Origin of the sequence: Streptomyces sp. NPDC002328 (assembly GCF_042890065.1) — a bacterium.
In the GTDB taxonomy this organism is placed as follows: Bacteria; Actinomycetota; Actinomycetes; order Streptomycetales; family Streptomycetaceae; genus Streptomyces.
The window spans coordinates 465,978-492,479 of the sequence record NZ_JBIARQ010000001.1 but is presented as its reverse complement, the minus strand read 5'-3'; the positions used below and the strand labels follow the sequence as shown (position 1 = coordinate 492,479).

29 protein-coding genes are annotated in these 26,502 nt (G+C 72.3%); 7 read left to right on the top strand and 22 right to left on the bottom strand.

Annotated elements, in window-relative coordinates; genetic code table 11:
- Positions 1-109: 109 nt before the first annotated feature.
- The 8 genes from ACFYX4_RS02230 to ACFYX4_RS02195 form a co-directional block, all read right to left on the bottom strand.
- Positions 110-760: a response regulator gene (locus ACFYX4_RS02230; protein WP_389324370.1), complete on the bottom strand. Its 651-nt coding sequence runs from the start codon at positions 758-760 to the stop codon at positions 110-112.
- Positions 745-2,025, bottom strand: coding sequence for a sensor histidine kinase (locus ACFYX4_RS02225; protein ID WP_389324367.1), 1,281 nt, complete (start codon positions 2,023-2,025; stop codon positions 745-747). The genes ACFYX4_RS02230 and ACFYX4_RS02225 overlap by 16 nt, the downstream gene beginning before the upstream one ends.
- A gap of 104 nt (positions 2,026-2,129) precedes the next feature.
- Positions 2,130-3,149 (bottom strand): NAD-dependent epimerase/dehydratase family protein, encoded by a 1,020-nt coding sequence (locus ACFYX4_RS02220; protein ID WP_389324364.1) that lies wholly within the window; start codon positions 3,147-3,149, stop codon positions 2,130-2,132.
- A 103-nt stretch (positions 3,150-3,252) separates the two neighbouring features.
- Entirely contained in the window at positions 3,253-3,933 is a 681-nt protein-coding gene (locus ACFYX4_RS02215; RefSeq protein ID WP_389324361.1) for a winged helix-turn-helix domain-containing protein, read from the bottom strand.
- Positions 3,934-4,205: 272 nt separating this feature from the next.
- Positions 4,206-4,622: a hypothetical protein gene (locus ACFYX4_RS02210; protein ID WP_389324358.1), complete on the bottom strand. Its 417-nt coding sequence runs from the start codon at positions 4,620-4,622 to the stop codon at positions 4,206-4,208.
- Positions 4,623-4,878: 256 nt separating this feature from the next.
- Entirely contained in the window at positions 4,879-5,907 is a 1,029-nt protein-coding gene (gene glnII, locus ACFYX4_RS02205; RefSeq protein WP_389324355.1) for a glutamine synthetase, read from the bottom strand.
- 458 nt (positions 5,908-6,365) lie between these two features.
- On the bottom strand, positions 6,366-7,070 hold the full coding sequence (locus ACFYX4_RS02200) for a hypothetical protein (protein WP_389324352.1): 705 nt from the start codon (positions 7,068-7,070) through the stop codon (positions 6,366-6,368).
- 110 nt (positions 7,071-7,180) lie between these two features.
- Positions 7,181-7,540, bottom strand: a complete 360-nt coding sequence (locus ACFYX4_RS02195; RefSeq protein ID WP_389324349.1) for an arsenate reductase family protein — start codon at positions 7,538-7,540, stop codon at positions 7,181-7,183.
- Between the two features lie 185 nt (positions 7,541-7,725).
- On the opposite strand from ACFYX4_RS02195, the gene ACFYX4_RS02190 reads away from it, so the two are divergent.
- Positions 7,726-8,016: a hypothetical protein gene (locus ACFYX4_RS02190; RefSeq protein ID WP_389324346.1), complete on the top strand. Its 291-nt coding sequence runs from the start codon at positions 7,726-7,728 to the stop codon at positions 8,014-8,016.
- A 124-nt stretch (positions 8,017-8,140) separates the two neighbouring features.
- On the opposite strand, the gene ACFYX4_RS02185 is transcribed toward ACFYX4_RS02190, so the two are convergent.
- Complete coding sequence (locus tag ACFYX4_RS02185; protein ID WP_389324343.1) at positions 8,141-8,662, bottom strand: DUF1269 domain-containing protein; 522 nt, start codon at positions 8,660-8,662, stop codon at positions 8,141-8,143.
- Positions 8,663-8,832: 170 nt separating this feature from the next.
- On the opposite strand from ACFYX4_RS02185, the gene ACFYX4_RS02180 reads away from it, so the two are divergent.
- Complete coding sequence (locus ACFYX4_RS02180; protein WP_389324340.1) at positions 8,833-9,108, top strand: hypothetical protein; 276 nt, start codon at positions 8,833-8,835, stop codon at positions 9,106-9,108.
- Between the two features lie 25 nt (positions 9,109-9,133).
- Here the strand turns inward: ACFYX4_RS02180 and ACFYX4_RS02175 are convergent, their stop codons facing one another.
- The 4 genes from ACFYX4_RS02175 to glnA form a co-directional block, all read right to left on the bottom strand.
- Positions 9,134-9,736: a hypothetical protein gene (locus ACFYX4_RS02175; protein ID WP_389324338.1), complete on the bottom strand. Its 603-nt coding sequence runs from the start codon at positions 9,734-9,736 to the stop codon at positions 9,134-9,136.
- A gap of 2 nt (positions 9,737-9,738) precedes the next feature.
- The gene (htpX, locus tag ACFYX4_RS02170; RefSeq protein ID WP_389324335.1) at positions 9,739-10,659 is read right to left on the bottom strand and encodes a zinc metalloprotease HtpX; all 921 of its coding nucleotides are present in this window, start codon (positions 10,657-10,659) and stop codon (positions 9,739-9,741) included.
- 345 nt (positions 10,660-11,004) lie between these two features.
- Positions 11,005-11,262 carry a hypothetical protein gene (locus ACFYX4_RS02165; RefSeq protein WP_389324332.1) on the bottom strand — a complete coding sequence of 86 codons (258 nt, stop codon included), beginning with the start codon at positions 11,260-11,262 and terminating at the stop codon, positions 11,005-11,007.
- Positions 11,263-11,392: 130 nt separating this feature from the next.
- On the bottom strand, positions 11,393-12,802 hold the full coding sequence (glnA, locus tag ACFYX4_RS02160) for a type I glutamate--ammonia ligase (RefSeq protein ID WP_389324329.1): 1,410 nt from the start codon (positions 12,800-12,802) through the stop codon (positions 11,393-11,395).
- Positions 12,803-13,022: 220 nt separating this feature from the next.
- Between glnA and ACFYX4_RS02155 the strand changes: the two genes are divergently transcribed.
- Positions 13,023-13,490 (top strand): RDD family protein, encoded by a 468-nt coding sequence (locus ACFYX4_RS02155; RefSeq protein WP_389324326.1) that lies wholly within the window; start codon positions 13,023-13,025, stop codon positions 13,488-13,490.
- Between the two features lie 118 nt (positions 13,491-13,608).
- Here ACFYX4_RS02155 and ACFYX4_RS02150 read toward each other — a convergent pair whose 3' ends face one another.
- From ACFYX4_RS02150 to lipB, 4 genes are all read right to left on the bottom strand, one after another.
- Positions 13,609-14,313 (bottom strand): DUF4191 domain-containing protein, encoded by a 705-nt coding sequence (locus ACFYX4_RS02150; protein WP_389324323.1) that lies wholly within the window; start codon positions 14,311-14,313, stop codon positions 13,609-13,611.
- A gap of 69 nt (positions 14,314-14,382) precedes the next feature.
- A complete protein-coding gene (locus ACFYX4_RS02145; protein ID WP_358799336.1) occupies positions 14,383-14,583 on the bottom strand; it encodes a hypothetical protein in 201 nt (66 codons plus the stop codon).
- Positions 14,584-14,854: 271 nt separating this feature from the next.
- Positions 14,855-15,844: a lipoyl synthase gene (gene lipA / locus ACFYX4_RS02140; protein WP_389324319.1), complete on the bottom strand. Its 990-nt coding sequence runs from the start codon at positions 15,842-15,844 to the stop codon at positions 14,855-14,857.
- A gap of 171 nt (positions 15,845-16,015) precedes the next feature.
- On the bottom strand, positions 16,016-16,816 hold the full coding sequence (gene lipB, locus ACFYX4_RS02135; RefSeq protein ID WP_389324316.1) for a lipoyl(octanoyl) transferase LipB: 801 nt from the start codon (positions 16,814-16,816) through the stop codon (positions 16,016-16,018).
- Between the two features lie 268 nt (positions 16,817-17,084).
- Here lipB and ACFYX4_RS02130 point away from each other — a divergent pair, with 268 nt between their 5' ends.
- Positions 17,085-18,749 (top strand): regulator, encoded by a 1,665-nt coding sequence (locus ACFYX4_RS02130; protein ID WP_389324313.1) that lies wholly within the window; start codon positions 17,085-17,087, stop codon positions 18,747-18,749.
- A 205-nt stretch (positions 18,750-18,954) separates the two neighbouring features.
- On the opposite strand, the gene ACFYX4_RS02125 is transcribed toward ACFYX4_RS02130, so the two are convergent.
- Both ACFYX4_RS02125 and ACFYX4_RS02120 read right to left on the bottom strand, forming a co-directional pair.
- Positions 18,955-20,373, bottom strand: coding sequence for an NAD(P)/FAD-dependent oxidoreductase (locus ACFYX4_RS02125; RefSeq protein WP_389324310.1), 1,419 nt, complete (start codon positions 20,371-20,373; stop codon positions 18,955-18,957).
- Positions 20,374-20,560: 187 nt separating this feature from the next.
- The gene (locus tag ACFYX4_RS02120; RefSeq protein ID WP_389324307.1) at positions 20,561-21,460 is read right to left on the bottom strand and encodes a TIGR01777 family oxidoreductase; all 900 of its coding nucleotides are present in this window, start codon (positions 21,458-21,460) and stop codon (positions 20,561-20,563) included.
- A 63-nt stretch (positions 21,461-21,523) separates the two neighbouring features.
- Here ACFYX4_RS02120 and ACFYX4_RS02115 point away from each other — a divergent pair, with 63 nt between their 5' ends.
- Positions 21,524-22,093, top strand: a complete 570-nt coding sequence (locus ACFYX4_RS02115) for a GNAT family N-acetyltransferase (protein ID WP_389324304.1) — start codon at positions 21,524-21,526, stop codon at positions 22,091-22,093.
- 30 nt (positions 22,094-22,123) lie between these two features.
- Here ACFYX4_RS02115 and ACFYX4_RS02110 read toward each other — a convergent pair whose 3' ends face one another.
- A complete protein-coding gene (locus tag ACFYX4_RS02110; protein WP_389324301.1) occupies positions 22,124-23,305 on the bottom strand; it encodes a MarP family serine protease in 1,182 nt (393 codons plus the stop codon).
- Positions 23,306-23,501: 196 nt separating this feature from the next.
- Here ACFYX4_RS02110 and ACFYX4_RS02105 point away from each other — a divergent pair, with 196 nt between their 5' ends.
- Together ACFYX4_RS02105 and ACFYX4_RS02100 are read left to right on the top strand one after the other, a co-directional pair.
- The gene (locus ACFYX4_RS02105; protein ID WP_389324298.1) at positions 23,502-24,464 is read left to right on the top strand and encodes a peptidoglycan recognition protein; all 963 of its coding nucleotides are present in this window, start codon (positions 23,502-23,504) and stop codon (positions 24,462-24,464) included.
- A 75-nt stretch (positions 24,465-24,539) separates the two neighbouring features.
- Positions 24,540-24,764, top strand: a complete 225-nt coding sequence (locus ACFYX4_RS02100; protein ID WP_389324295.1) for a hypothetical protein — start codon at positions 24,540-24,542, stop codon at positions 24,762-24,764.
- Between the two features lie 27 nt (positions 24,765-24,791).
- On the opposite strand, the gene ACFYX4_RS02095 is transcribed toward ACFYX4_RS02100, so the two are convergent.
- Together ACFYX4_RS02095 and ACFYX4_RS02090 are read right to left on the bottom strand one after the other, a co-directional pair.
- Positions 24,792-25,310 carry a DUF4240 domain-containing protein gene (locus tag ACFYX4_RS02095; protein ID WP_389326674.1) on the bottom strand — a complete coding sequence of 173 codons (519 nt, stop codon included), beginning with the start codon at positions 25,308-25,310 and terminating at the stop codon, positions 24,792-24,794.
- Between the two features lie 57 nt (positions 25,311-25,367).
- A complete protein-coding gene (locus tag ACFYX4_RS02090; RefSeq protein WP_389324292.1) occupies positions 25,368-26,378 on the bottom strand; it encodes a helix-turn-helix transcriptional regulator in 1,011 nt (336 codons plus the stop codon).
- Between the last annotated feature and the right edge of the window lie 124 nt (positions 26,379-26,502).

The window sequence follows — 26,502 nt, the reverse complement described above, 5'->3', positions numbered from 1 at the left end:
GGTGTTCAGCGGTCTCAGAAATTGATGAGAGGTCCGTGGAACAATTCAGCCCCAAGGCCCCCACAGGTGACATCCTCAACAGCCCTACTGGACAAGGGAGTTACCTGAATCACCTGTCCCGGTCCAGGTAGGCGAGCACCGCCAGCACCCGCCGGTTGTCGTCGTCGGAGACCTCGAGGCCCAGCTTGCCGAAGATGTTCGCGGTGTGCTTGGCGACGGCTCGTTCCGTGACGACCATCTTGGCGGCGATCGCCGCGTTCGACCTGCCCTGCGCCATCAGTTCCATCACCTCCACCTCGCGGGGCGTCAGCCGGCCCAGCGGCCGGTCGTCGGCGCGCCGCGCCAGCAACTGCTGGATCACCTGCGGGTCCATGGCGGTGCCGCCGCCGGCGACCCGCCGTACGGCGTCCACGAACTGGTCCGCGTCGAACACCCGGTCCTTCAGCAGATAGCCGACCCCGCCGCTGCCGTCGGCGAGCAACTCGCGCGCGTACAACTGCTCCACGTGCTGCGACAGCACCAGCACCGGGAAGCCGGGCGTGCGTCGGCGGGCCCGCAGCGCGCACTGGAGGCCCTCGTCGGTGTGGGTCGGCGGAAGCCGGACGTCGACCACGGCGACGTCCGGCTTCGTCTCTGCGAGGGCCCGCTCCAGTTCGGGCCCGCTCTCCACGGCGGCCACGACCTCGAAGTCGTAGGCCTCCAGGAGGCGTACCAGCCCGTCCCGCAGCAGGAACAGGTCTTCGGCTAGGACAACGCGCACGGGATCTCCATGGTCACCATGGTGGGACCGCCCGCCGGGGAGCTGACGGCCAGGACGCCGTCGAATGTACCCAGTCGCCTTTCCACCCCGGCGAGTCCGGAGCCGGCGCCGACGGCCGCGCCGCCCTTGCCGTCGTCGGTGACCGAGATCCGCAGCCGGCCGTCACTGTGGTGCAGGTCGATCCAGATCCGGTCGGCGCCGGAGTGCTTCACCGCGTTGGTGAGCACCTCGCTGACGGCGAAGTACGCGGCCGACTCCACGGGCGCGTCCGCGCGGCCGTCCTCCAGCTCCACCGTCACCTCGGTGGGCGTCGGCGTCCGCAGCGCCAACGCCCTTACGGCGTCACCCAGTCCGCGTTCGGCCAGCACCGGCGGGTGGATGCCGCGCACCAGGTCCCGCAGCTCGGCGAGGGCCTCGGCGGAGGACTGCCGGGTCCGCGCGAGAAGACGCCGGGCCTTCTCCGGGTCCTTGTCGAGGAGCGCCTCGACGGTGCCGAGGTCCATGCCCATCGCGACCAGACGGGCCTGGGCGCCGTCGTGCAGATCCCGCTCGATGCGCCGCAGCTCCGCCGCCGAGGCGTCCACCGCGTCCCGTCGCGTCTCGGTCAACACCCGTACTCGCTCGGCCAGTTCGGCCTGACTGGGCATGAGGACGGCTCGGGTGAGACGGAAGTGGGCCTGGAACGCGCTCACGGCGTACCGGTGAGCGATGATCAGGACGACGGCGCCGAGGGCTGCGGCGCCGAACGCGGAGGTCTGGTCCTCGACCGGCACGAACCCGTACCAGTAGGCGCCGCCCTCCGTCTCGGCGTACACCCGCCACAGGCCGAGCGGCAGCGCGAACCCTTCGAGCGGGAACAGCACGAGCACCGCCGGCAGCAGCGCGGTCACGAACCCGGCCGTCATATCCACCGGCAACCACCGCAGATCCCGCCAGGTCGCCGGGTCCCGCAGCAGCGCGAAGGTCCGCGTCCACGGGTTGGCGTCCTCGGGCTCCGGCCGGTACGCCGACGGGATGCGCACCCCGCCCCACGCGGCGGCGACCGCCCGCCGCCGCTCGGCCCAGACGCGCACCCCCTTCAGCACCCATGGCGTGGTGAACAGGCCGATCCCGATCGGTATCAGCGCCAGGGAGACGAGGGACAGGGTGAAGCACAGAACGGCCGCCGGCAGCGACACCACGGCCAGCACGAACCCCCGCCCGGCGGCCCGCAGCATTCCCTGCGCCCTCGAACTGCCGCCGCTGCTCTTCGTGTTGATGTCCATGACGTCAGTCTGTCCGACCCCGGGGGCGGGGGCACTGGCCCGAGGGCCCCGGTCAGGGGGTGGTGCCAGGTACACCCCGGGCGCACCCCCGGACCGCGCTCCGGTCAGTCGCGGGAGGCCTCCGCTGCCGCCGCGCTCGCGAGCACCTTCGCCTCCACCTCCGGGTCCAGGCCCTTGCTGGTCCGGTCGGGTCGCTGGGGGGCCGTGCCGCCGATGTCGCGCAGCCACTGCCAGGTGTCGGCGACGGTCTCCTCGACCGGGCGGCAGGACAGGCCCGTCGCCACCGCCCGCGAGACGTCGGCGGAGTGCAGGGCGTCGTGTGCGTCGCTGCCCGGAGGCACCCACACCGGCAGCTGCGTCCACGGCTCGACACCGGCGTCCAGAATCAACTGCGGCTCGGTCCAGCGCAGTTCGGCGTCCGAGCCGGTGACCCGTACACACGCGTGGAGGAACTCGCCCATGGTCGCGTGCCCCTGAGTGCTCATCAGGTTGTACGGGCCGCTCAACTCCCGTTCCGCCGACCCGAGGATCCACTCGGCGAGGTCGCGGACGTCGATGTACTGAAGCGGCAGGTCGCGCGGGCCCGGCGCCAGGACCGGGCCGCCGCGGACCATCCGGGTCAGCCACCACGGCAGTCGGCCCACGTTCTCGTACGGGCCGAGGATCAGTCCCGCCCGCACCAGCACCGAGGCGTCCGCCCCGAACGCGTCGACCGCGGCCAGCTCGCCGCCCCGCTTGTCCCGCGCGTAGTCGGTCTGCCCGGCGTCGGCCTCCGCGCCCTCGACGACGGGCGCGTCCTCGGCGTAACCGGCGGGCGGGGCCCAGGCGTACACCGAGCAGCTCGACACGTACACGTACCGGCGGGCGCGGCCCCGCAGCAGCCGCGCCGCCTCGTGCACCGCGCGGGGCGCCGCCGACCAGGTGTCGACGACGGCGTCCCACTCGCCCTGTTCGAGGGCCGCGAGGCCCCCGGGCGCGGTGCGGTCGCCGACCAGCGACCGTGTACCGGGGACGGGTGCGTGCCGCCCCCGGTTGAGGACCGTCACTTCCCAGCCGCGCCCGAGGGCAGCCTCGACGACGGCCCGTCCCACGAATTCCGTACCACCCAGCACCAGAAGTCTCATGCCGGTGACTGTGCCCGGTCCGGGCGTGGCAGGGAACGGTGATCTGCCGACGGCAGAACGAGCCGTCGTGGGGCGGGCCGTCGGTCCGACGTGCCGTCTGCCGTCAACGACCCGTCGACGGCGTGTACTTGTAGCCCACCCGGCGGACCGTCTGGATCGACTTGCGGTGCTCCGCGCCCAACTTGCGGCGCAGCCGGGCGATGTGGACGTCGACGGTGCGGCCGTCGCCCACGTGGCCGTAGCCCCACACCGTGGTGACGAGCTGGTCGCGGGTGTGCACCCGGTGCGGGTGCGCGACCAGGTGTGCGAGCAGCTCGAACTCCAGGTAGGTCAGGTCGAGTTCGGCCCCGTCGACCCAGGCCGTGCGCTGCACGGGGTCGATCCGGACGGCGCGGTCGGTCGCCGCGCCCGCGCCCTCGACGACGGCGGTGGAGGCGACGGCGGTGGCGGCGACGGCGGAGGGGGCGGTGGAGGTGACGGAGGCCGCGACGGTCTCGTCGGGCCGGTCGGGCACCGCCACCGGCAGGAACGGCGGCTGCTGGTCGGCCGGGACGAGCACCAGGTACCCGACCATCGGCGGCCGGCCGGGCAGCGCGGGCAGGGTGTGCTGGGGGGCGGGCAGCCAGGTCGCGCCCGGCGGCAGGAAGTCCGCGACGTCCACCACCTCGTCCCGGTCCACGGCGCGCAGCCGGTGACGGGCGGGAACGGGAGCGGTGGCGGTGGCGGAACCGGAGACGGCCGGGGCGGTGAGGGGAGCGGCGGAGAGGGAACGAGTGGTCGCCATGAGAGGTCAGCTCTTTCGCGCGAGGAGGTTCGTCGGTGAGGACGACGGCCGCGATTCGTGGTCGGGGTCCGTCGAGGGACGTACGTCGTGTGCGCGCTGGCCGAAGGCCGGGGTGTACGGCTTTAGAGGGCCTGCGCGTTCCTCACGCGGCAACACACCCGGTCGAAGTCGTGGTGCTGACGGGAAGGCCAGAAGGGCTCGAGGTCGTAGCGACCTGTCGCGGAGCACTTCTGGAAGCTGGCCATGGGCCCATTGAAGCAGACACACGCCCGTCACAGCAGACTCCTCTCACTGCTTGGACGCTTCCTTGGCGGGAAGTTGACGTCAGCCGACCACCCGGGCGGTCGCGAGGAGCTCGCGGACGGCGGCGCGCAGCGCGTAATCGGGGTGCAGGGCGTGGCCGTACATGAGGTCCTGGAACGCACGACAGGCCAGAGCGCAACCGCGGCCTCCGCCGAGACCGAGGAGTGGACGCCCTCGGCCACGCAGCGCCGCAACGCCCGCTCGCCCACGTCGCCTGCGGCGGGGCCCAGCGCAGCCAGCACGGCGACGGCGGCCGTCGGGTACCCGGTGCCGTGCCGCGTCAGCAGCTCGGCGAGCTCTTCGACGCGCTCCGCCGCCACCTCCGGGAACCGTGCCAGCGCCTTGACCAACTCCGGGTGGACCGCCGACAGCCGGCCGGTTGTCATCCCCGCGCTGGCCCCCGCTCCCGCGCCGGTTGTCGCTCCCGGGCGGGCTGTAGTTCCCGGACGGGTTGCGTCCTCGAGCTGGTTTCCGCTCCCGCGTCGGCGGTCGTTCCTGCCCCGGCCGCAGCCCCGGCACGTCCCCCGCCAGACCGTACGCCCGCACCCGCCCCGCCCGACCGCTCTCCGTCCCCATGGGGGCGCACGATACGGGTGAGGGGCGCCCACCGCACCGGTGAGCGCCCCTCGGAGGAGTCGTGGGTCAGACCTGCCCGGCCTTCTCCAGCGCGGAGCAGCAGGTGTCCACCAGCAGGCGGGTCACCGTGTACGGGTCGACGTTGGCGTTCGGACGGCGGTCCTCGATGTAGCCCTTGCCGTCCTTCTCGACCTGCCACGGGATGCGCACGGAGGCGCCGCGGTTGGAGACGCCGTAGGAGTACTCGTTCCACGGGGCGGTCTCGTGCAGGCCGGTGAGGCGGTCGTCGATGCCGGCGCCGTAGTTCTTGACGTGGTCGAGCGGCTTGGAGCCCTCGCCGAGCGACTCGCACGCGGTGATGATCGCGTCGTAACCCTCGCGCATCGCCTTCGTGGAGAAGTTGGTGTGCGCGCCGGCGCCGTTCCAGTCGCCCTTGACCGGCTTGGGGTCGAGGGTGGCCGCGACGCCGAAGTCCTCGGCGGTGCGGTAGAGCAGCCAACGGGCCACCCACAGCTGGTCGGAGACCACCAGCGGGGCCAGCGGGCCGACCTGGAACTCCCACTGGCCGGGCATGACCTCGGCGTTGATGCCGGAGATGCCCAGACCCGCCTTCAGGCAGTTCTCCAGGTGCGCCTCGACGACGTCACGGCCGAAGATCTCGTCCGCGCCGACGCCGCAGTAGTAGCCGCCCTGCGGGGCCGGGAAGCCGCCCTTGGGGAAGCCGAGCGGGTAGCCGTCCTTGAAGAAGGTGTACTCCTGCTCGATGCCGAAGATCGGCTCCTGGGCGGCGAACTTCTCGGCGACCTCGACCAGCGCGGCGCGGGTGTTGGAGGGGTGCGGGGTGAGGTCGATGTTGAGGACCTCGCACAGCACCAGGATGTCGTCGCCGCCGCGGATCGGGTCCGGGCAGACGAAGACGGGGCTGAGCACACAGTCCGAGGCGTGGCCCTCGGCCTGGTTGGTGGAGGACCCGTCGAAGCCCCAGATCGGCAGCTCGGCACCCTTGGCGTCGTCCGAAAGGATCTTCGTCTTCGAACGCAGCTTGGCCGTCGGCTCGGTGCCGTCGATCCAGATGTACTCAGCCTTGAAGCTCACGGGCCACATCCTTCGGGGGTGTGTCTGGGCGCACTGCGGGTGCTGCGGCGCTGCGGCACTGGGGCGCCGCGTTTGATGTGCGCGAGCCTGTCAACAGGCGATTTCCCGGTCATTGCCCGAGTGTGAACCCCGTGTTACCTGGTGGTGCTGTGGCCCGGCTCACGCCGTGAGGCCGCCGCGCGGGCCGTATGCGAGGCGAAACACCTCCGCGCTCAGCCGTCGCTCCCGCCGCGCCGCGGGCTTCCCGGCGGCGCTGCGGGGCCGGGAACGCGCGGGTCCTGCTGCTCGTGGCCGCGAACAGCAGGACCCATGACACGTACGAGGTGCCGGCCCGGGCGGGTGAGCTGCTCCCGTGTGTGGAGACTGACGTCCTTGCGGACGTGTCCCATCACGCGCTGCCGCTCGCCGCGCCCTCCGGTACGGGCCGCCGCCTCAGGGAGTTTCTGGTCGTCTGAGCCTCACCCCACCTTTTCGATCACGGCCCGGCGGATCAGGAACTTGCCGGGCTCACGCACCTGCTCGAAGGCCGCGTTGTTCAGCAGCACACAGCTGCCGGACACCGAGGTCACCTCGACGGTCGTGGACTTGTTGTTGTCCAGGTTGGTGACCTTCAGCTTCGTCCCCGCCGGGAACTGGTTGCTGGACGCGGCCGGGGCGCCGCCCTCTCCGGAGAGGGTGACGGTCGAGCCGTTGCAGACCTGCTGACCGGCGGCGGCGCCACCGGCATCGCCGGCGCCAGCGGCTCCACCCGTGTCGCCGGCGTTGCCCGCACCGCCGTTCCCGGCCGGGGCGCTCTGCGCGGGCGGCTGCGCGGGCTGGGCGGGCTGCGTCGGCTGCGTCACCTGGGAGCCCTGAGCCGACTCCCCAACGACGCAACCGGACGCTTCCTGCTGCACCTTGATCTGCGCGATGACCGCCTCGCGGTTGGCGATCCGGGCCGCTGACTGCGCGTCCGGCTTGGCCTGCTGGTCCGCGATGAACCGCTGGTTGTTGCCGAGGGCGGTGGCGAGACCCTGACAGACGGTCGACTCGGCGGCCGTCTGCGGACTCTGCGCGGCGTTCGAGGTGGCCGCCATGACGAAGGCCCCGCCTCCCGCCACCGTCGCGGCGCTCACCAACAGGGCGAGCTTCTTCTTCGTGCTGAGAGTTCTCCTACGCGACATGCGCGCCTCCTGAGAGGTCGGGGAGCGTACGCCGCTATGTACGAGATCCCGAACAGGGTTGCTCAGTGGTGACAGGAGTCAGTGAAGTGACTCACACGAGGCACCCTCCCTCATCGTGACAAAACATCCCGAACGGCCTCGTCCGTCCGGGCCACGACCGCCGTCCCGTCGTCCGCCGTGATGATCGGACGCTGGATGAGCTTCGGGTTCCGGGCGAGCGCCGAGATCCACCGCTCACGCGAACCGGCGTCCCGCGGCCACTCCTTGAGCCCCAGCTCCTTGGCGACGGCCTCCTGCGTCCGGGTGATGTCCCACGGCTCGAGCCCGAGCCGTTCGAGCACCCCCCTGATCTCGCCCTCGCTCGGCACATCCTCCAGGTACCGCCGCACGGTGTACTCGGCCCCCTCGGCGTCGAGCAGACTCAGCGCGCTGCGGCACTTGGAACAGGCAGGATTGATCCAGATCTCCATGGAGATCACGGTAACCGGAGGTTCGGCGGACGCCCGGAAACCCGTTCATCCCGTGCGTCACCGTGGCCCCGAAAGCCCGTGTGGCCAGGGGCTTTTGTCAGTGGTGGCCAGTAGAATGGAAGCAGTGTTCGAGGGTTCCCGCCGGAGATTCCGGTCGGTGCCCTGACCGCGACAGGAGGATGCCCGTGCCCGCTGCCGCACTCAAGACGAAGCCGCTCGCGACCCAACTGAACCTGCCCTACGTGCCCGTGCAGAAGAGGGCGCTGCCGCCCGGCCGGCCCCGTGACTGGTACATCACCCACAACCGCCGGCTCAAGGCGATGCGCCTCGCCATCGCCCTGCTCGACTCCGGCGTCTACCTCCCCAGCCAGGCGCGCGACGAGAAGATCCGCAACACGGCCCGATCGCTCGGCATCCACCCGCCGTCGGACACGACGTGCCACATGGTGCGAGCCTTCATGCGCTACTCGAGGTAAGCACCCCGCCGGCCCCCGTCCCATCGGACGGGGCCCGGCACCCGGGGTCGTTGGCGTCGTATGCCTCCAACGCCCCTGCCGCATAAGCCTCCAGGCGTCGGCCCAGCACACCTCCGCCGTCGACTCACGCCGTCGGCGCCCCGTTCTGCGGCTTCGGGGCCCGGGCTGCTGCGATTGCCTCGCGGAGGTGCTCCTCCTCTGTCTTGCTCAGCGAGGTCTGCACCAACTGGCCGCCGAACGGAGCAAGTTGCGGGATCACCTTGTCCTCGGCCGCGTGTTTGACCAGGACGAAGAGGGCTGCCGCGCCCGGGCGCAGGTTCTGGCTGAGGTCCTTCATGAAGTCGTCGTTGATGCCGGTGTCGGCGAACGCGCCCCCGGCCGCGCCGGCCGCCGCGCCCACCGCCGCGCCGAGCAGCGGGGCCAGGAAGAGCAGTCCGATCACCCCGCCCCACACCGCGCCGCCGGCCGCGCCCACCGCCGTGTGGTTCACCGCCTGGTGGAGCTTGATCCGGCCGTCGTCGTGCCGTTCGACGACCACCGCGTCCTCCAGCTCGACCAGATGCTCCTTGGACAGCTCGAACAGCTTCTCGCGGACCTGGTTGGCGGTGGCGAGGTCGTCGTAGGCGACGACGAAGAGATTGCTCATGGAGGGCACCCCTTAAGGCGGCGAATGTCGTAGATGTGCTGTTTCTGGTGACTCTAGGTCCGCCGAAAAGGAGATGCACATCGAGTGACGGCGTCGCTACGGTGAGGACATCCCCCCAACCCGCACCCTCACGCACAGCCACCCACCCCTGCCCAGGAAGGAGGCACACCATGGGCACCGTCGTTCTCTCCGGCACCGCCGTCCTGGTGGTCCTGGGATTCGGAAACCACCTCTACTGGCTCGCCGCCGTCGCCGTGCTCTACCTGTACGTGCGCTACGGGCGCACCGCGACCTCGGCGTCCGTTCCCGGCCCCGCCGCGAGCACCGCGCCGACCTCCTACAAGGCCTACCGCGACCGCCGCGACCAGCAGGCCAAGTGGGAGCGCCGTTACCGTCGCGAGCGCCCGTTCGAGTCCCGTCGGCAGGAGGGCGGACGCGCCAAGTAAGCGTCCGCGCGGGCGTCCCCGGCTCTCACAGGCCGGGGGCGCCCCACACCGGGAACCAGCGGCTCAGGTCCTGCTCGACCGGCAGGTCGTCCGCGAGGGCCGCCCGCACCTGGAGCTCCAGCGCGCTGTCGCGCCGCTGCCCCGCGCCGGGCAGCGGCGCGAACGGGTAGAAGGTGCCCCGCTTGTACAGGTAGACGAGCGCCAGCCGCCGCCCCGGCTCACCGCCACCCTCCCCGTCGGCGCGGAACCCGGCCAGCGAGCACAGCAGTTGCGGCCCGAACCCGTTGACCTCCATCGCGCTGTTCACCGCGTGCAGATCGTTGACCAGGAACGGGAGTTCCTCGGGGGCGCGGTGCGAGAGCAGCCAGGAGTAGCCGTACTCGTCCCGCAGCAGCCGCACCGGCGGACCGGTGCGCTCGGTGTCGGCGTCGAGGAGCGCCTGGACCTCCCGGTGCGTCTGCTCGAAGGCCGGGCCCTCGACCGTCGCGAAGCACACCGCGCCCTGTCCGGTCGGCGTGAACCCGGCCGCCGCCTGCAACGTCACCGCCGCCGACGGCAGCGCGAACAGCCGGTCCAGATCGGCTACGGCCGGCTTGGTCCGGCCGAGCAGGATGTCCAGCAGCCCCATGGTCAGCCCGCTCTCCCGGGGGTCGCCGCCTCACCCAGTTCGGCGGAGATCCGCCCCAGCTGTTCGAGGCGCTGCTCCAGGCTCGGGTGGGTGGAGAACAGGCCCGCGACCCCGGGCTCGGCGCCCAGCGCCGGGGTGAAGTAGAACGCGTTGAACGCCTGCGCCGTCCGCAGATCCTTCGACGGGATCCGGGCGATGTCGCCGGACACCTTCGTCAGCGCGGACGCCAGCGCCGATGGCCGCCCGGTGAGCAGCGCCGCCGACCGGTCCGCGGCCAGCTCCCGGTACCGCGACAGCGCCCGGATCAGCAGGAAGCTGATCGCGTACACGGCCGCCGACACCCCCATCACGGCGGCGAAGACGGCGGCGGTGTTCTGGTCCCGCCGCCCTCCGCCGAACATCTGCCCGTAGAACGCGAACCGCACCACCAGCCCCGCGATCACGCCGAGGAACGACGCGACGGTGATCACGGCGACGTCCTTGTGCGCCACGTGCGACAGCTCGTGCGCGAGCACGCCCTCCAGCTCGGCGGGCTCCAGCCGCCGCAGCAGCCCGGTGGTCACGCAGACCACCGCGTGGTCGGGATCGCGCCCGGTGGCGAACGCGTTCGGCATGTCCATCGTGGACACCGCGACGACGGGCCGCGGCATGTCCGCGAGCGCGGACAGCCGGTCGACGACGGCGTGCAGCTCGGGATACTCCTCCCGCTCCACGACCCGCCCGCGCATCGCGAACAGCGCGACCCGGTCGGAGAACCAGAACTGCGCCACGAACATCGCCGCGATCACGGCGACGACCAGCACCCACGACTTCAGCAACACGATCAACGCGACGACGAACGCCACGTACAGCAACCCCAGCAGGAACATGGTGACCGTCATCCGCACGGTCAGCCCCCGGTCGCCCCGGAAACGGCTCTGCATCTGCATCACCCCGCAGTCAGGCACTCGTCCCACGGCCCAGTGTGCACCCACGCACCCCATGAACCGGTCGCGCCCACCCCCGCTCTCCGCAAAGGCTCAGCCACGGAGCCCGGCTTCCCACTTGCGGCGCTCCAGCACGTACACCGGACGACGATCAGCGGCAGCAGACCGGGAAAGCGCGCCGCCCGTTCCGCCGCGGCCTCACGGATCCGCCCGTCGCGGTGGCACAGGGCGAGGGCGAGCCGGGACTCGTCGAGCGTCGACAGATCGGCGGGCAGGGGAGCGGCCTGCTCCCACCTCGGCGGCAACCCGTACCAGCACCAGGCCTCCCACCCGAATCGACTCCTAGTACGGCGACCGGTACTGCGTGTACCCCAGCAGGAAGATCACCAGGGCCACGCAGCCCAGCACGATCGTCGTCGACAGCCAGGACGATCTGCGCGGGGCGACCGGGCCCGGGTCGGCCCGGAAGGGCTGGGGCTCGGGTGGGTTCTCCTTCCAGCGGGCGGCCAGCATCCGGGCCCGCGCCGAGGGCTCCTTGTGCTCCGCCGAGTCCGCCCATCTGTGGTCGAACTCCCGCTCCACGTCGTCCTGTTCGGACATCCCCGTCTCCCCGTCACCTCTGTCGAACAGCTGTGCACGAACCATACGACGACGCCCCCGCCCTGAGAAACAGGAAACGGGGGCGCCGACGGACGGACGTACGAATCCAGACGTACGACCTACGGGTCGATCACACGTCGAAGTACAGCTCGAACTCGTGCGGGTGCGGACGCAGCTGGAGCGGGGCGATCTCGTTCGCGCGCTTGAAGTCGATCCACGTCTCGATCAGGTCGGACGTGAAGACGTCGCCGGCGAGCAGGAACTCGTGGTCGCGCTCGAGCGAGTCGAGGACGGCCGGGAGCGAGGTCGGGACCTGCGCGACGTTCGCGTGCTCCTCGGGAGCGAGCTCGTAGAGGTCCTTGTCGATCGGCTCGGCCGGCTCGATCTTGTTCTTGATGCCGTCCAGGCCCGCGAGGAGCAGAGCCGAGAAGGCGAGGTACGGGTTGCCGGAGGAGTCGGGCGCGCGGAACTCGACGCGCTTGGCCTTCGGGTTGGAGCCCGTGATCGGGATACGCATGGCCGCGGAGCGGTTGCGCTGCGAGTAGACGAGGTTGATCGGCGCCTCGAAGCCCGGGACCAGGCGGTGGTACGAGTTCACCGTCGGGTTGGTGAAGGCCAGCAGCGACGGGGCGTGCTTGAGGATGCCGCCGATGTAGTAGCGGGCGGTGTCCGACAGGCCCGCGTAACCGGCCTCGTCGTAGAAGAGCGGGGAGCCGCCCGACCACAGCGACTGGTGGACGTGCATGCCCGAGCCGTTGTCGCCGAAGATCGGCTTCGGCATGAAGGTCGCGGTCTTGCCGTTGCGCCAGGCGACGTTCTTCACGATGTACTTGAAGAGCTGGAGGTCGTCCGCGGCGGCGAGCAGCGTGTTGAACTTGTAGTTGATCTCGGCCTGGCCGGCGGTGCCCACCTCGTGGTGCTGGCGCTCGACCTGGAGGCCGGACGCGGCCAACTCCAGGGAGATCTCCGCACGCAGGTCGGCGAAGTGGTCGACCGGCGGGGTCGGGAAGTAGCCGCCCTTGTAGCGGACCTTGTAACCGCGGTTGTCCTCCAGCGCACCGGTGTTCCAGGCGCCGGCCTCGGAGTCGATGTGGTAGAAGCTCTCGTTCGCGCTGGTGGCGAAGCGAACGGAGTCGAAGACGTAGAACTCGGCCTCGGGACCGAAGTACGCGGTGTCCGCGATACCGGTCGACGCGAGGTAGGCCTCGGCCTTCTTCGCCACGTTGCGCGGGTCACGGGAGTACTGCTCGCCCGTGATCGGGTCGTGGATGAAGAAGTTGATGTTGAGGGTCTTGTCGCGGCGGAACGGGTCCACGCGCGCGGTCGACAGGTCGGCGCGCAGCGCCATGTCGGACTCGTGGATGGCCTGGAAACCGCGGATCGACGAACCGTCGAACGCGAGCTCCTCGTCCGGGTCGAACGCCTCGACGGGCAGCGAGAAGTGCTGCATGACGCCCGGCAGGTCGCAGAACCGGACGTCGATGAACTTGACATCCTTGTCCGCGATGAACTTCTTGACCTCGTCGGCGTTCTGGAACATCCAGCTCCTCCTACTCCCGACCGTCGCGCCGGGGTGGTAGTTCGTTCGTGCGGCCAGTGCGGTGGCACACGCTGTCGTCGACCCTAGGGACGGGTGATTTCTCGGGCGTGACCCATTTGTTTCGCAGAAGTTAACCGCCCGGGTTCCACGGTAGCTCCGACCGCCGTCGCCGCCACCCCCGCCGTGCCAGGGCCACCAGGGTGCGCAGTACCGTGGACGGGTGGACAACAGGCAAGCACTCGGATCGTGGCTCTCCGGGCCCCGCGCGGCCATGGAGGAAGCCGGTGCCGACTTCGGGTACCGGGGCGAGCAGCTGGGCCTGCCGGAGCAGGGACCGGGTTCGATCGCCCGCCCCGGCCGCCGGCTGGGCGCGCTGGCCGTGGACTGGGGCCTGTGCCTCTTGATCGCATACGGCCTCATCACCGACGGCTACGGCCAGGCCACCAGCAACTGGGCGCTGCTGATCTTCTTCGTGACCGGCGTCCTCACCGTCGGCACCGTCGGGTTCACCCCCGGCAAGCGCCTCTTCGGTCTGCGCGTGGTCGCCCTGGAGACCGGCACGGTCAACCCGCTGCGCGCCCTGCTGCGCACGGTCCTGCTCTGCCTCGCCGTCCCGGCCCTGATCTGGGACCGCGACGGCCGCGGCCTGCACGACCGGCTGGCCAAGACCGTCGAGGTACGGATCTAGTACCTCGTCGAAGACAACCGACGGCGAAGACGACCGACGGCGAAGACGACGAAGGAGGGGCGCCCGGTGATCCGGGCGCCCCTCCTTCGTCGTCTTCGTGTCTCGTGACCGACCGGGGTCAGCGGGCCTTCGGCCCCCCGCCCCTCGGCATGCGCATGCCCTTGGGCATCGGGCCCTTCGGCAGTGGCATGTTGCTCATCAGGTCGCCCATCGCGCGCAGCCGGTCGTTGGTGGTGGTCACCTGGGGGCCGGTCAGCACCCGCGGCAGCTTCAGCATGGTGGTCCGCAGCTTCTTCAGCTCGACCTGGCCCTCGCCCGTGCCGACGATCAGATCGTGCACCGGGACGTCCGAGACGACGCGGTTCATCTTCTTCTTCTCGGCGGCCAGCAGGCCCTTCACCCGGTTCGGGTTGCCCTCGGCGACCAGGACGATGCCGGCCTTGCCGACGGCCCGGTGCACCACGTCCTGGCTGCGGTTCATGGCCACCGCCGGGGTGGTCGTCCAGCCTCGGCCGACGTTGTCCAGCACGGCCGCCGCAGCGCCCGGCTGCCCCTCCATCTGGCCGAAGGCGGCCCGCTCGGCCCTGCGGCCGAACACGATCGCCGTCGCGAGGAAGGCGAGCAGGAAGCCCAGGATGCCGAGATAGATGGGGTGGCCGATCAAGAAACCGATCGCGAGGAAGACACCGAAGGTGACGATTCCGACAGCCGCGAGTACAAGACCGATCTTCTTGTCGGCCTTGCGGGTCATCTTGTAGGTCAGAGCGATCTGCTTCAGTCGCCCGGGGTTAGCGGCGTCCGCCGCCGTGTCCTTCCTCGCCATGCGAAGCAGTCTACGTGGCCCCGGCGGCGCCGACGACGGCAGTGCCCGGGAGCGGGAAGGCGGGGGTGTTCAGGAACTGGCGGAGGTGAACTCTTCGAGGACGCGCTGCGCCTCGAAGCGGTCCTTGGCGCGACGGCGGTCCTCCAGGACGGAGGTCCAGGCGTTGCGCCGGGCGGTGCGCTGGCCGCCGCTCATGAGCAGGGACTCGACGGCGCGCAGGGCGTCGGTGAAGGAAGGGATCGCGGTGGCGCGAACGGGCGCGGCCTGCATGTGGAGGTCCCCCTCAGTGCGGCTTGGGCACGAATCGACGTGGTGTGACACCAGCATCACTGATTGGTGTTACCAGGGCGTGACCGACCGGTCAAACGCCAATGAAACCCTGATGCGCGGGGGGAAAACGCTGACGCGGTCCTGACGTATGCCCTCATCTGCGAGGACGGTCAGGACCGCGTCGATTCGGCCGCTACTGGCGAGTAGCCGCTTGTGCCCGAATTCACACGCTTGCCCGGCGGCCATCCGGGGAACCGCGGACGGCCCGGCGTCAGACGGCCTGGGCTGCGACGACCTCCTCGTCGCGCCGCGAAGCGGAGGACTCGCGGGACTCCATGGCCATCCCGAAGAGCCGCCCGGCGCGGTAGGACGACCGCACCAGCGGACCCGACATCACACCGGAGAAGCCGATCTGGTCGGCCTCCTCCTTCAGCTCGACGAACTCCTGCGGCTTGACCCAGCGCTCCACCGGGTGGTGCCGCACGGAGGGCCGCAGGTACTGCGTGATGGTGACCAGCTCGCAGCCCGCGTCGTGCAGCTGGCGCAGCGCCTCGCTGACCTCCTCGCGGGTCTCGCCCATGCCGAGGATCAGGTTCGACTTGGTGACGAGCCCGTAGTCGCGGGCGGCCGTCAGTACGCCCAGGGAGCGCTCGTAGCGGAAGCCGGGGCGGATCCGCTTGAAGATCCGGGGCACGGTCTCGACGTTGTGCGCGAAGACCTCGGGCCGGGAGTCGAACACCTCGCGCAGCAGCTCCGGGACGGCGTTGAAGTCGGGGGCGAGCAGCTCGACCTTGGTCTGGCCGCCCTCGCGTCCCGCGGTCTGCTCGTGGATCTGGCGCACGGTCTCGGCGTACAGCCAGGCGCCGCCGTCCTCGAGGTCGTCGCGGGCGACGCCGGTGATCGTGGCGTAGTTCAGGTCCATCGTCACCACGGACTCGCCCACGCGGCGCGGCTCGTCGCGGTCCAGCGCCTGCGGCTTGCCGGTGTCGATCTGGCAGAAGTCGCAGCGCCGGGTGCACTGGTCGCCGCCGATGAGGAACGTCGCCTCACGGTCTTCCCAGCACTCGTAGATGTTGGGGCAGCCGGCTTCCTGGCAGACGGTGTGCAGCCCCTCGCTCTTCACCAGGTTCTGCATCTGGGTGTACTCGGGGCCCATTTTCGCCCGGGTCTTGATCCACTCGGGCTTGCGCTCGATGGGGGTCTGGCTGTTGCGGACCTCCAGGCGCAGCATCTTGCGTCCGTCGGGTGCGACTGCGGACACGACCGGCTCCCTAGCGTTTGATTCTTCGGCGTTCTTCAGGGTACGCCCGTTGATTTGTCGGCCGGCGTCGGTGCTGGCCTTGCTGGGGGCTGCCGCCCCCAGGCCCCCGCTTCGGCCTGGACGGCTTGGTCCTCAAGCTCCCCCAGAGGGGGCACCCCCAGCCGGGCTGCTTTATGCCGCCGGTGTTTTTTCGATCTCCCGGGGCTTCAGGTCGGCGTTGGCCAGGATGTCGGAGAGGTGGTGTTCCACGACGGGGAGGACCTCCTCGATGGTCACGTCCCGGCCCAGCTCGGCGGCCAGGGACGCCACTCCGGCGTCGCGGATGCCGCACGGGATGATCCGGTCGAACCACTTGTTGTCGGGGTTCACGTTCAGGGCGAAGCCGTGCATGGTGACGCCCTTGGCGACGCGGATGCCGATCGCCGCGATCTTGCGGTCCTCGCGGCGCTGGCCGGCGTTGGACGGCGCGTACTCCGGGCCGTTCAGGCGCGGGTCGAACTCCTCGTCGGTGAGCCGGGGATCGAAGTCCAGGGACAGTCCGCCGAGCGCCGGCCGCCGCTCCACCGGGTCGCCGAGGACCCAGACCCCGCTGCGGCCCTCGACCCGGGTGGTCTCCAGGCCGAAGTCGGCGCAGGTGCGGATCAGGGCCTCCTCCAGCCGCCGCACATGGGCGACGACGTCCACCGGGCGGGGCAGCTTCTGGATCGGGTAGCCGACCAGCTGACCCGGGCCGTGCCAGGTGATCTTGCCGCCGCGGTCCACGTCGACGACCGGAGTGCCGTCCAGCGGCCGCTCGCTGTCCGACGTGCGCCGGCCCGCCGTGTACACCGGGGGGTGTTCGAGGAGCAGCACGGTGTCGGGGACCTCGTCGGTGAACCGCGCCGCGTGCACCCGGCGCTGCTCGTCCCACGCCTCCCGGTACTCGACGGCGTCCGCGCCGAACCCCATACGGACGAACCGCAACTCACTCACGGCAAGCGCCTCCCTAGACGTGACAGCGGACGGCTGTGTGAACAGCGGATGGCTGTGTCAGGCACGTATCGCGCCCACGCCACTGTACGTCCGGTGCCGACACGTCAGCCCTGCGGGCAATCCTCACACGATCGGATGAATGAAGGTCGAGATGTGCGATCGCATGCTTACGCTCCGCTACATTCGCGCCGTTCACGAGGCCATTAGGGCTGCTCACAGGGCAATCCGGGCACTTCAGAAGCCCGGAAGGCAGGAGACCGCACCGCAGATGACGGAACGACCCGCGCAGCGCACTCCCAACCGCCAGCTCGCCGCGCTCATCGCAGAAGCGGGCTTCTCCAACGCGGGTCTGGCTCGGCGCGTCGACCAGCTCGGTCTCGAACACGGCCTGGACCTCAGATACGACAAGACCTCCGTCACCCGCTGGCTGCGCGGACAGCAGCCCCGGGGCACCACCCCAGCCCTCATCGCCGAGGTGTTCACCCGCCGCCTCGGCCGCCGGCTGACCGCCCAGGACCTCGGCCTGGACGCCTGCGCCCCCGTGTACGCGGGGCTGGAGTTCGCCGGCACGCCGGAGGAGGCCGTCGACATCGTCGGCGGGCTGTGGCGCAAGGACTCCGGCAGCCATGCCGAACTGCGCAAGATCGCGTTCACGTCGGCGGGGCTGGTGGTGCCCAGCCGGGACTGGCTGATCGGGCGGGCGGACGAGAGGGTCGCCCGCGGCGACCAGCCGCCCGCGGCGGCGGCCGTCGTCTCCGGGGCGGCACCGGCCTCGGTGGGGGTCCGGGTGCCCGTGCAGGGGCGTCCGGGGAGTCGGTCGGCGGCTCCGCAGGGCGGGAGCGGGAGCGGTGGCGGCAGCGGTGGTGGCGCTGGTGGCGGTGGTGGGGGCGGGGTGCTCGGGGGCTTGCCGCCGGGTGGCGCCGGTGCGGCCGTGGGGCTCGGCAAGGCCGTCGGGGTCGGTGTCGGCAACGCCGTGCCGGGCGGGCGCGGTGTGCCTCGGCAGCGGGGCACCGCCGAGCGCGGTCCCGGCCAGCGGGTCACCGGCGGCGACATCTCCGCGCTCCGCTCCGTCGGCGAGCTGTTCCGCACCCTCGACGACATGTACGGCGGCGGCCACGCCCGCCAGGCCCTCGTGCGCTACCTGGAGCACGAGTGCGAGCCGATGCTGCGCGGAACCTACGGCGAGCAGACCGGCCGCCGGCTCTTCGCCGCCGCCGCCGACCTCACCCGCCTCGCCGGCTGGACCTCCTTCGACATCGCCGCGCACGGGCTGGCGCAGCGGTACTTCGTCCAGGCGCTGCGTCTGTCGCAGGCCGCCGGGGACCGGGCGTACGGGGCGTACGTGCTCGTCACGATGAGCCGCCAGGCGGTCTATCTCGGCCATGGGCGGGAGGCGGTGCAGCTCGCGCGTGTCGCCCAGCAGGGGGTCGGCACCAACGCGCCGCCCGTCGTGCAGGCGTTGCTGCACTCGGCCGAGGCGCGCGGGCACGGGGTGCTGGGCGAGGTGCGGGCCTGCACGGCGTCCCTCGTGCGGGCGGAACGGGCGCTGGAGGCGGGGCGGGCGGGGGACGAAGTGCCGTTCTGGGCGCGGTTCTTCGACGAGGGGCAGCTCGCGGACGAGTTCGGGCACTGCCATCGGGATCTTCAGCAGTTCCGGGCGGCGGCGCAGCATGCCGAGCGGGCGTTGCAGTTGCGGCCGGTGGCGTTCGCGCGGAGTCGGCTGTTCTGCCGGGTCGTGCTCGCGTCGGCGCGGTTGGGGTTGGGGGAGTTGGACCAGGCGTGTCAGCTGGCGGCCGAGGCGGCGGGGCAGGCGGTGGAGATGCGGTCGGTGCGGGCTGTGGAGTATGTGCGGGATTTCGAGCGGCGGTTGGAGCCGTATCGGGATGCCGCGCCGGCGCGGCTGTATCGGGACCGGGTGGTGGGGCTGGGCTGACCCGCCGGGCGGCGGGGCCGGTGTTCCTCGCCCCGCCGTCCCTAACCGCCCCGTCCCCGGGGGCTGCGCCCCCGGACCCCCCTTTCGGCCCTGAACGGGCCTCGTCCTCAAACGCCGGACGGGCTGGATTTGCTCGCCCTTCTCCCAAGCGAGTCGGGTGGTGGGTGGGCATAGGCCCGGGGGTCTGGGGGCGGAGCCCCCAGGGTCATGCTGCTGCCGGTGTGGGGTGGCGCAAGGTGGGGGTGGGGTCCGCCGTGTGGAGGGAGGCTGTTGCGGTGAGGTCGGAGATGATCGACCTGGCCGCCCGGTGGGCGGAGTGCAGGGCGCCCTGGACCGTGCTCGTGTCCCGGTGGTCGCCGCAGACGTACAGGCCCGCCAGCAGCCGCACCGGCCGCCGCAGATCGTGCGGCGCCCGCATCGCCGGGACGGCCTCCGCGGTGTGGTGGACGGCGAGCGTCTCCCAGCGGGCGGTCGGGACGCCGTAGAGCCGGGCGAGGTGGATGCGGACGGCGGTGTCGACGCCGGGCGGGGGCGCGCCGAGGACCGTGGACGAGATCAGCGTCCGTCCGGCCGGCGCCCGGCTCGGGTCGACATCGCTGATCACCGCCGTGTGGGCGACGGGCCCGCCCCGGTCGGCGTCCAGGACCAGCGAACCGCCGGTCGCCGGCGGTTCGTCCGTCGTGTGGTGCAGGACCGTCACGGGGTGGAAGTCGGGCACCCGCAGCCCCGGCAGCAGCTCCGCCGCCGTCCGGGCGTCCGTCGCGACCAGCACCGCGCGGCAGCGGAACACCCCGTGCTCGGCGGTGGTCACCGAGGTCGTCGAGACCGAGGTGACCCGCACCCCCGTGTGCACGGTCCCCGCCGGCAGCGTCCGCGCGAGCAGCTCCGGCAGCACGTCCGCCCCGCCTTCCGGCAGACACAGCCGTCCGGCCGCGAAGGCGTGCAGCGCGAGGTCGGCGCACCGGCTGGAGGTGGTGAGGTCCGGGTCGCACAGCAGCGCGGCGAGCAGCGGACGCAGGAAGCCGTCGATCGTCCGGGCGGGCAGCCCCCGGGCCGCGAGGGCCTGCGCGGCCGGCGACTCGGGGCGGCGCAGCAGCCGGTCGACGGGCATCGCCGCGATCCGGGTGAGCGCGGCGCCGAGCCGCGCCTGGTCCACGGCGGTGCCCAGCGGCGCGCCCGCGCGCACCCGGGGCAGGGCCGCCACGGCCCGCGCGCCCCCGGGGCGGGGCTTGGACAGCGACCCCGGCCGAGGGGCGCTCGTCAGGGCGCGTACGGCGTGAAGTGCGCCCCGCGCGCCCCCCGCGCTCCCCGCGGCCGCCGACGCGCCCGCGCGCTGGCGGCGTCCGTCGCTGTGCAGCAGCACCCCCGGGGCGAACGGACGCAGCACCAGCGCGTCCAGCCCCGGGGTGAGCGCCAGTTCGGGATACGCCGTGGACAGCAGCTGTCCGATGCGGTCGAGCCGGAAGCCGTCGACCTTCTCGGTCGCCATCCGGCCGCCCACGCAGGGGGCGGCCTCCAGGACCGTCGTCGTCACTCCTGCGTCGGTCAGCCGATGCGCCGCGGAGAGACCGGCGACCCCGGCTCCCACGATGACGACGTCTGCCTGGTAAGCGGGCTCAAGCACGTGCCCCTCCTCGCCTCGAGGTTGCGCGGCCGGTGGAGACGTGATGCCCCCAACGGGCGTCCGGGATACCCGAGTTCGGATCGAGGGTAGGGCCGTGAACGGTCGGGAACAGTCGCGCATGGACAGGGCACGGTCGCACAGCGGTCGCATACGGTCCCGGCCGGTTCCTCAGCGAACTGACGGTGCCTCAGGCGGCGCGCAGGGCATCGTCGATCCCGGGAAACGCGAAGGTGAACCCGGACTCCAGCAGCCGCTTGGGCACCACCCGCGCACTGCCCAGCACATCCCCCGCCATCTCGCCCAGCACCTTCCGCAGCACCGGCGCCGGCACCGCGAACAGCGTCGGCCGGTGCAGCACCCGCCCCATCGCCTCGGTGATCTCCCGGTTCGTCAGCGGCTCCGGCGCGGTCAGGTTGAACGGCCCCGACAGGTCGTCCCGGTCGAGGAGATGACGGATCGCCGCGACCTCGTCGTGCAGCGACACGTACGACCAGTACTGCCGTCCGTCGCCCATCCGCCCGCCCAACCCCGCCTGGAAGAGCGGGAACAGGCGTCCCCACGCGCCGCCGCCGCGCGCGACGACCAGCCCGGTGCGCGCGAACACCGTCCGCACGCCCGCCTCAGCGGCGGGGGCCGCGGCGGCCTCCCACTCCACGCACAGCTCCGGCAGGAAGCCCTTCCCGGAGGGCGCGTCCTCGTCGACGATCCGCTCGCCCGTCTCACCGTAGAAGCCGATCGCGCTGCCGTTGACGAGCACCCGAGGCCGTTCCCGCTCGGGCAGGGAGGCCAGCGCGCGGGCCAGCGCCCGCGTCCCGTGCACCCGGCTGTCATGGATCCGCTTCTTGTAGGCGTCCGTCCAGCGGCGGTCGCCCACGCCCGCCCCCGCCACGTTGACCACGGCGTCGCACCCGGCGAGCCCGGCCTCGTCCACCCGCCCCCGCTCCGGGTCCCAGCGCAGCTCGTCGGCGGACTCGGGCGCATGGCGTACCAGGCGCACCACCTCGTGTCCGTCCGCGGTCAGGGACCGCACCAGGGCGCTGCCGATGAGACCGGACGCGCCGGCCACCGCGATTCGCGTAGGTTCCATGCCGCCATCCTGCCGGGTGCCGCCGCGAAATCACGCGCCATGACGAGTCATAGGGTGACGCCCATGCCCCAGTTCACGCCCGAGCCCGTCCCCTTGCCCGACGCCCCGCGCATACGCCCGGCCCTGCCCGCCGACGAGGACGCCCTCGCCCTGCTCGACCGGCTGACCTGGTCCCCGCTGCACGCCGTCGTGCCCGAGCCGCAGCCGCCGTACGGCCCCTTCTTCGACGAACGCCACCGCCCCGAGGACCACCTGGTCGCCGAACTCGCCGAACTCGCCGAACTCGCCGAACTCGCCGACCCCGCCGACCTCACCGGGCCCCGCCTCGTCGGCTACATCCGCCTCGGCTTCCCCACCCACCTCGCCTGCAACGCCCACGTCCGGCAGATCCAGGGCCTCGCCGTCGCCGACGAGGCACGCGGCCGGGGCGTCGGACGCGCCCTGGTCCGCGCGGCCGTCGAGGAGGCCCGCCGACGCGGCGCCCGCCGGCTCACCCTGCGCGTCCTCGGCCACAACGCCCCCGCCCGGGAGCTCTACGCGTCCGAGGGGTTCGCGGTGGAGGGCGTCCTGCCGCAGGAGTTCCGGCTGCGCGGGCAGTACGTGGACGACGTCCTCATGGGGCGGTTCCTGTAGCGCCGCCGCCGCCCCCGCCGCCCCCGCCGCTCACGACGTGAGCTCGCCCGTGTCCACCGCCTGCGTCGCCCCCGCCGCCCGCTCGGCGTCGCCCGAGACCTCCGCGGCCGTCAGGACGTAGCCCGTCTCGGCGTCCGAGGTGGAGCGGGCGAAGACCACGCCGAAGACCTGGCCGTCGGTGGTCAGCAGCGGCCCGCCGGAGTTGCCGGGGCGGACCTTGGAGCGGACCGAGTAGATCTCGCGGGTGACCGTCGCGTCGTTGTAGATGTTCCTGCCGATCGCGTCCACCCGGTTGGCCACGGTCGCCGCCTGGAGGTCGAGACCGCCGTCCTGCGGATAGCCGGCGACCACCGCCGCGTCCCCGCGGGCGGCCTCGTCGTCGAAGCGCAGCACCGGCGCGCGCAGCTCCGGCACGTACAGCACGGCCACGTCCTTGGCCGGATCGAACAGCACCACCCGCGCCTCGTACGTCCGCCCCACGCCCCCGACCCGCACGGTCGGGTCGTCGATGCCCGCCACCACGTGCGCGTTCGTCATCACATGCTCCGCCGCGTACACGAACCCGCTGCCCTCGCGGCCCTGGCTGCCCGAGACGCCCTCGACCTTCACCGTGCTCAGCTTGGCCGCGTTCGTCGCGCTCGCCGTGACGTTGTCGCCGGAGGGCTTGGCCACCTCGGCCGTCGACTCCGTCTCGAACGGGTTGAAGACCTGCGGGAAGCCCGCCTGGGTCAGCGCGGACGTCGCCCGCGAGAACCACGCCGGAGTGGTGTCCGGCATCGTGTCCTGCACCGTCCCCAGCAGCCGGGAGTCCCGGATCGCCGACGTCACCATCGGCGACGCCGACGCGCCCAGCACGCTCGCCGCCACCCACGCCACGATCAGCACCGCCACCGCGTTCGCCGCGGCCCCGCCGATCCCGTCGGCCACCCGCAGCGGCCCCCGGTCCAGCTCCCGGCGCAGCCGGAGCGCCAGCCGCCCCGCCAGCTCGTGCCCGACCGCCGCCGGGACCAGCACCGTGAGCACCGCGGTCACCGTCGCCGCCGTCGTGCCCGACGTCACCAGGCCCATCACCCACGGCAGCGCCCACACGCCCACCACCGCGCCGCCCACGAAACCGGCCAGCGAGACACAGCCGGCCACCAGGCCGCGTCGGTACCCCGAGGCGGCGTACGCCAGCATCACCAGCACCAGCAGGATGTCGAGCAGGTCCACGCGGCCGCCTTTCTCTCGGATCCTCTAGTACGTGCGGGACCGGCCCGGTGATCAGGTGTGATTCGGCCACACCCGTGGCGGACCGAACCGGCCACGCACGCGTGTACCCCGAAAAACGCCACGGACCGGGAGGATGGTTCCACCGGGTGGCACACCACACATCGCGGACCTGGACGAACCGTCCGAGAGTGGGACCATGCGTGCCATCCGACAGGCCACCCGCCTCGCGCGGCGCGTGCGGGAACGGCTTCCGGCACACCTTCCGGCGCATCTTCCGGAACGGCTTCGGGCACGTGTTCCCGCACGGCTGCGTGTTCCCGCACGGCTGCGTGTTCCCGCACGGCTGCCGAGACCGCTCCTCGTCACCCTGGGCTGTCTGCCCGGACTCGCCGCCGCCCTCGCCCTGCCGCTGTGCGCGGGCGGGATCGAGCACGCCGCCACGGCCGCCGCGGCGGCCCGCGCCCTCCACTCCGCCGGGTCCCGCCCCGCGACCGCGCACCTCGCCCCCCGGCCCTACGTCGTGCCCCGCTCGGTCTGGCTCGCCGACCCCGCCGACCCGGCCGGCCTCGCCGCCCGCAGCCAGCCGCCGCCGCGCCACGACGACAAGGTCGTCGCCGTCTTCGTCCACCACACCGACTCGCCCAACGGCTACGACTGCGCCGACGCGCCCCGCATCATCCGCCACCTCTACACCGGCCAGACCGGCGCGCGGGGCTGGGACGACATCGGCTACAACTTCCTCGTCGACCGCTGCGGCACCGTCTACGAGGGCCGCGCGGGCGGCATCGACCGCGCCGTCACCGGCGCGCACACCCAGGGCTTCAACCACCGCACCGCCGGCGTCGCCGCGCTCGGCACCTTCACCGCCGGGGCGGCCGTGCCGCAGCCGATGGTCGACGCGATCGCGGCCGTCGCCGCCTGGAAGCTCGGCCGGTCCGGAGTCGACCCGCGGTCGACGGTCCGTCTGACCTCCAGCAACAGCCAGAGCCGGTTCGCCGCCGGCACCACCGTCCTGCTGCCCGCCCTCGCCGGCCACCGGGACGGCTTCATGACGACCTGCCCCGGCGCGGCCCTCGCCGAGCGCCTGCCGGAGATCCGCCGGACGGCGGCCCGGCTCCAGGGCCGGACGTCGTTCCCCGCGTTCACAGGAATGCCCTAGGCGGCGTTCAGAGTCCTCCCATCCCCGCGCCCTACGGTCATGCGTGACAGGAACCGACCCGGAGGTGGGGAAGCCATGAACAGCACGCAGAGCGTCGACACGGCCGCCGGCTGGACCCGCGCCGCCCGCAGCCCCTGGACGGTCGTCTGCGCCGTCGCCGCGGTCGTCCTCGGCCCGGCCGCGAGCACCGCCTCCGCGCTGGAGCAGGCCAACAAGGCGCCGATGCACCACGCGGTGCGGGCCGAGCAGCCGCAGGCCTACATCCCGTCGGACAGCACCCGCCGCCGCACGGCTGCCTGAGACGCGCCTCCGCGTCCGCCGCGGCGATCAGTCCTTGAAGCGCTCCCACAGTCGCGGGTAGCGCTCGGCGAGCGCCCGCGCGTTCTCGAAGTCGATCGGCGTGCCCTCGGGCTCCGCGGGCGCGGGCGCGATGCCCAGATCCGGGGCGACGGTCCCGGTGAGCTGCTCGTAGGCCTCGTCGGCGGCGTAGCCGAGCTCCTCGCCGTCGCCGTCGATCTCCTCGTCGAACTCGCCCAGCAGCTCGGCGAGCGAGTCCGGATCGTGCACCGCGCCCTCGTACACCTCGCGGCCCTGACCGATCAGCCAGCACCGGAAGAAGTCGAAGGCGTCGTCGCTCGCCCCGTCGAGCAGCACCCACGCGGCGCCCCACAGATCCCAGGTGTACGCGCGGTGGTAGCGGGCCTCGAAGTGACGGGCGAAGTCCAGGACCATGTCCGGGTCCAGCCGCAGGAGCCGGTCCACGAGCAGGTCGGCCTGTTCCTCGGGGTCCCCCTCGGCCGCCTCGCGGGCGGCGTCGACCAGCTCCCAGAACTCCGTCTCGTCCATCACGGGTCCCAGCATCGTGCCTGGAGGGGTGGGCCGCACCCGGAGTGCGGGGGATTGTTATCGCCGGTACAGCTCCGCCAGCCGCGCCGCGTCCTCGGCGAGACGGCGGCGCAGCGACTCGGGGGAGAGCACCTCGGCCTCCGGGCCCAGCGCGGTGAGCTGGGTGTGCGCCACGTCCTCGGACTCCACCCGCAGCACCGCCGTCACCCACCCGCCCGCGCTCTCCTCGGCCTCGGCCCCTGCCAGGGCGTCGCGGGCGGCCACGGGATCCACGGCGTACGGCAGTCTGCGCACGCCCGTCGGCGACAGCCGCAGCACGACCTCCGCCCGCAGGATCGACCGCGCGAAACGCTCCGCCTGGTCGGCCCAGAAGCCGGGGAGATCGAAGAGGTCGTCCCGGACGAAACGGTCCGGCAGGGGCTCGACCGCGCTGAACCGGTCGATGCGGTACGTCCGGAAGGCACCGGGGGTCGTCGCCGGGTCCGCTGGGCCCGCCGGGGTGGTCGTCACGCGGGCGCACAGGTACCAGACGCCCGCCTTGAGCACGAGGCCGTACGGCTCCAGCGTCCGGCACACCTCGTCCTCGCCGCGCCGGTAGCGGGCGGTGACGCGCAGGTCGTCCCAGACCGCCTCCGCGAGCGAGGGCAGCAGCGGGGGCGGCTCCGGCTCCTGGAACCACGCCGGGGCGTCCAGGTGGAACCGCTGCGCCGCCGTCCTCGGGGCGTCGCGGAGGGAGGGCAGCAGGGCGGCGGACACCTTCAGGCGGGCCGCCGAGGCGGTGTCCTCCAGGCCCATCTCCCTGAGCGCGCCGGGTACGCCGCTCAGGAACAGCGCCTCGGCCTCGCCTCGGGCGAGTCCCGTCAGGCGCGTCCGGTAGCCGCCTACGAGGCGGTAGCCGCCGGCGCGTCCCCGCTCGGCGTACACCGGGACGCCGGCCTCGGACAGGGCCTGGGCGTCCCTGGTGACGGTCCGCTCCGACACCTCCAGCTCGCGGGCCAGCTCGGCGGCGGTCATGGCGGGCCGGGACTGAAGAAGCAGCACCATCTTGATGAGCCGGGCAGCACGCATGCATGGCATGATGCCGCCCCTCGCCGTCCCGGGGGGGGGGGGGGGGGGGGGCCGCCCCCCCCCCCCCCGCCCCGCCCCCCCCCCCCCCCCCCCGGGGGGGGGGGGGGGGGGGGGGGGGGCCCCG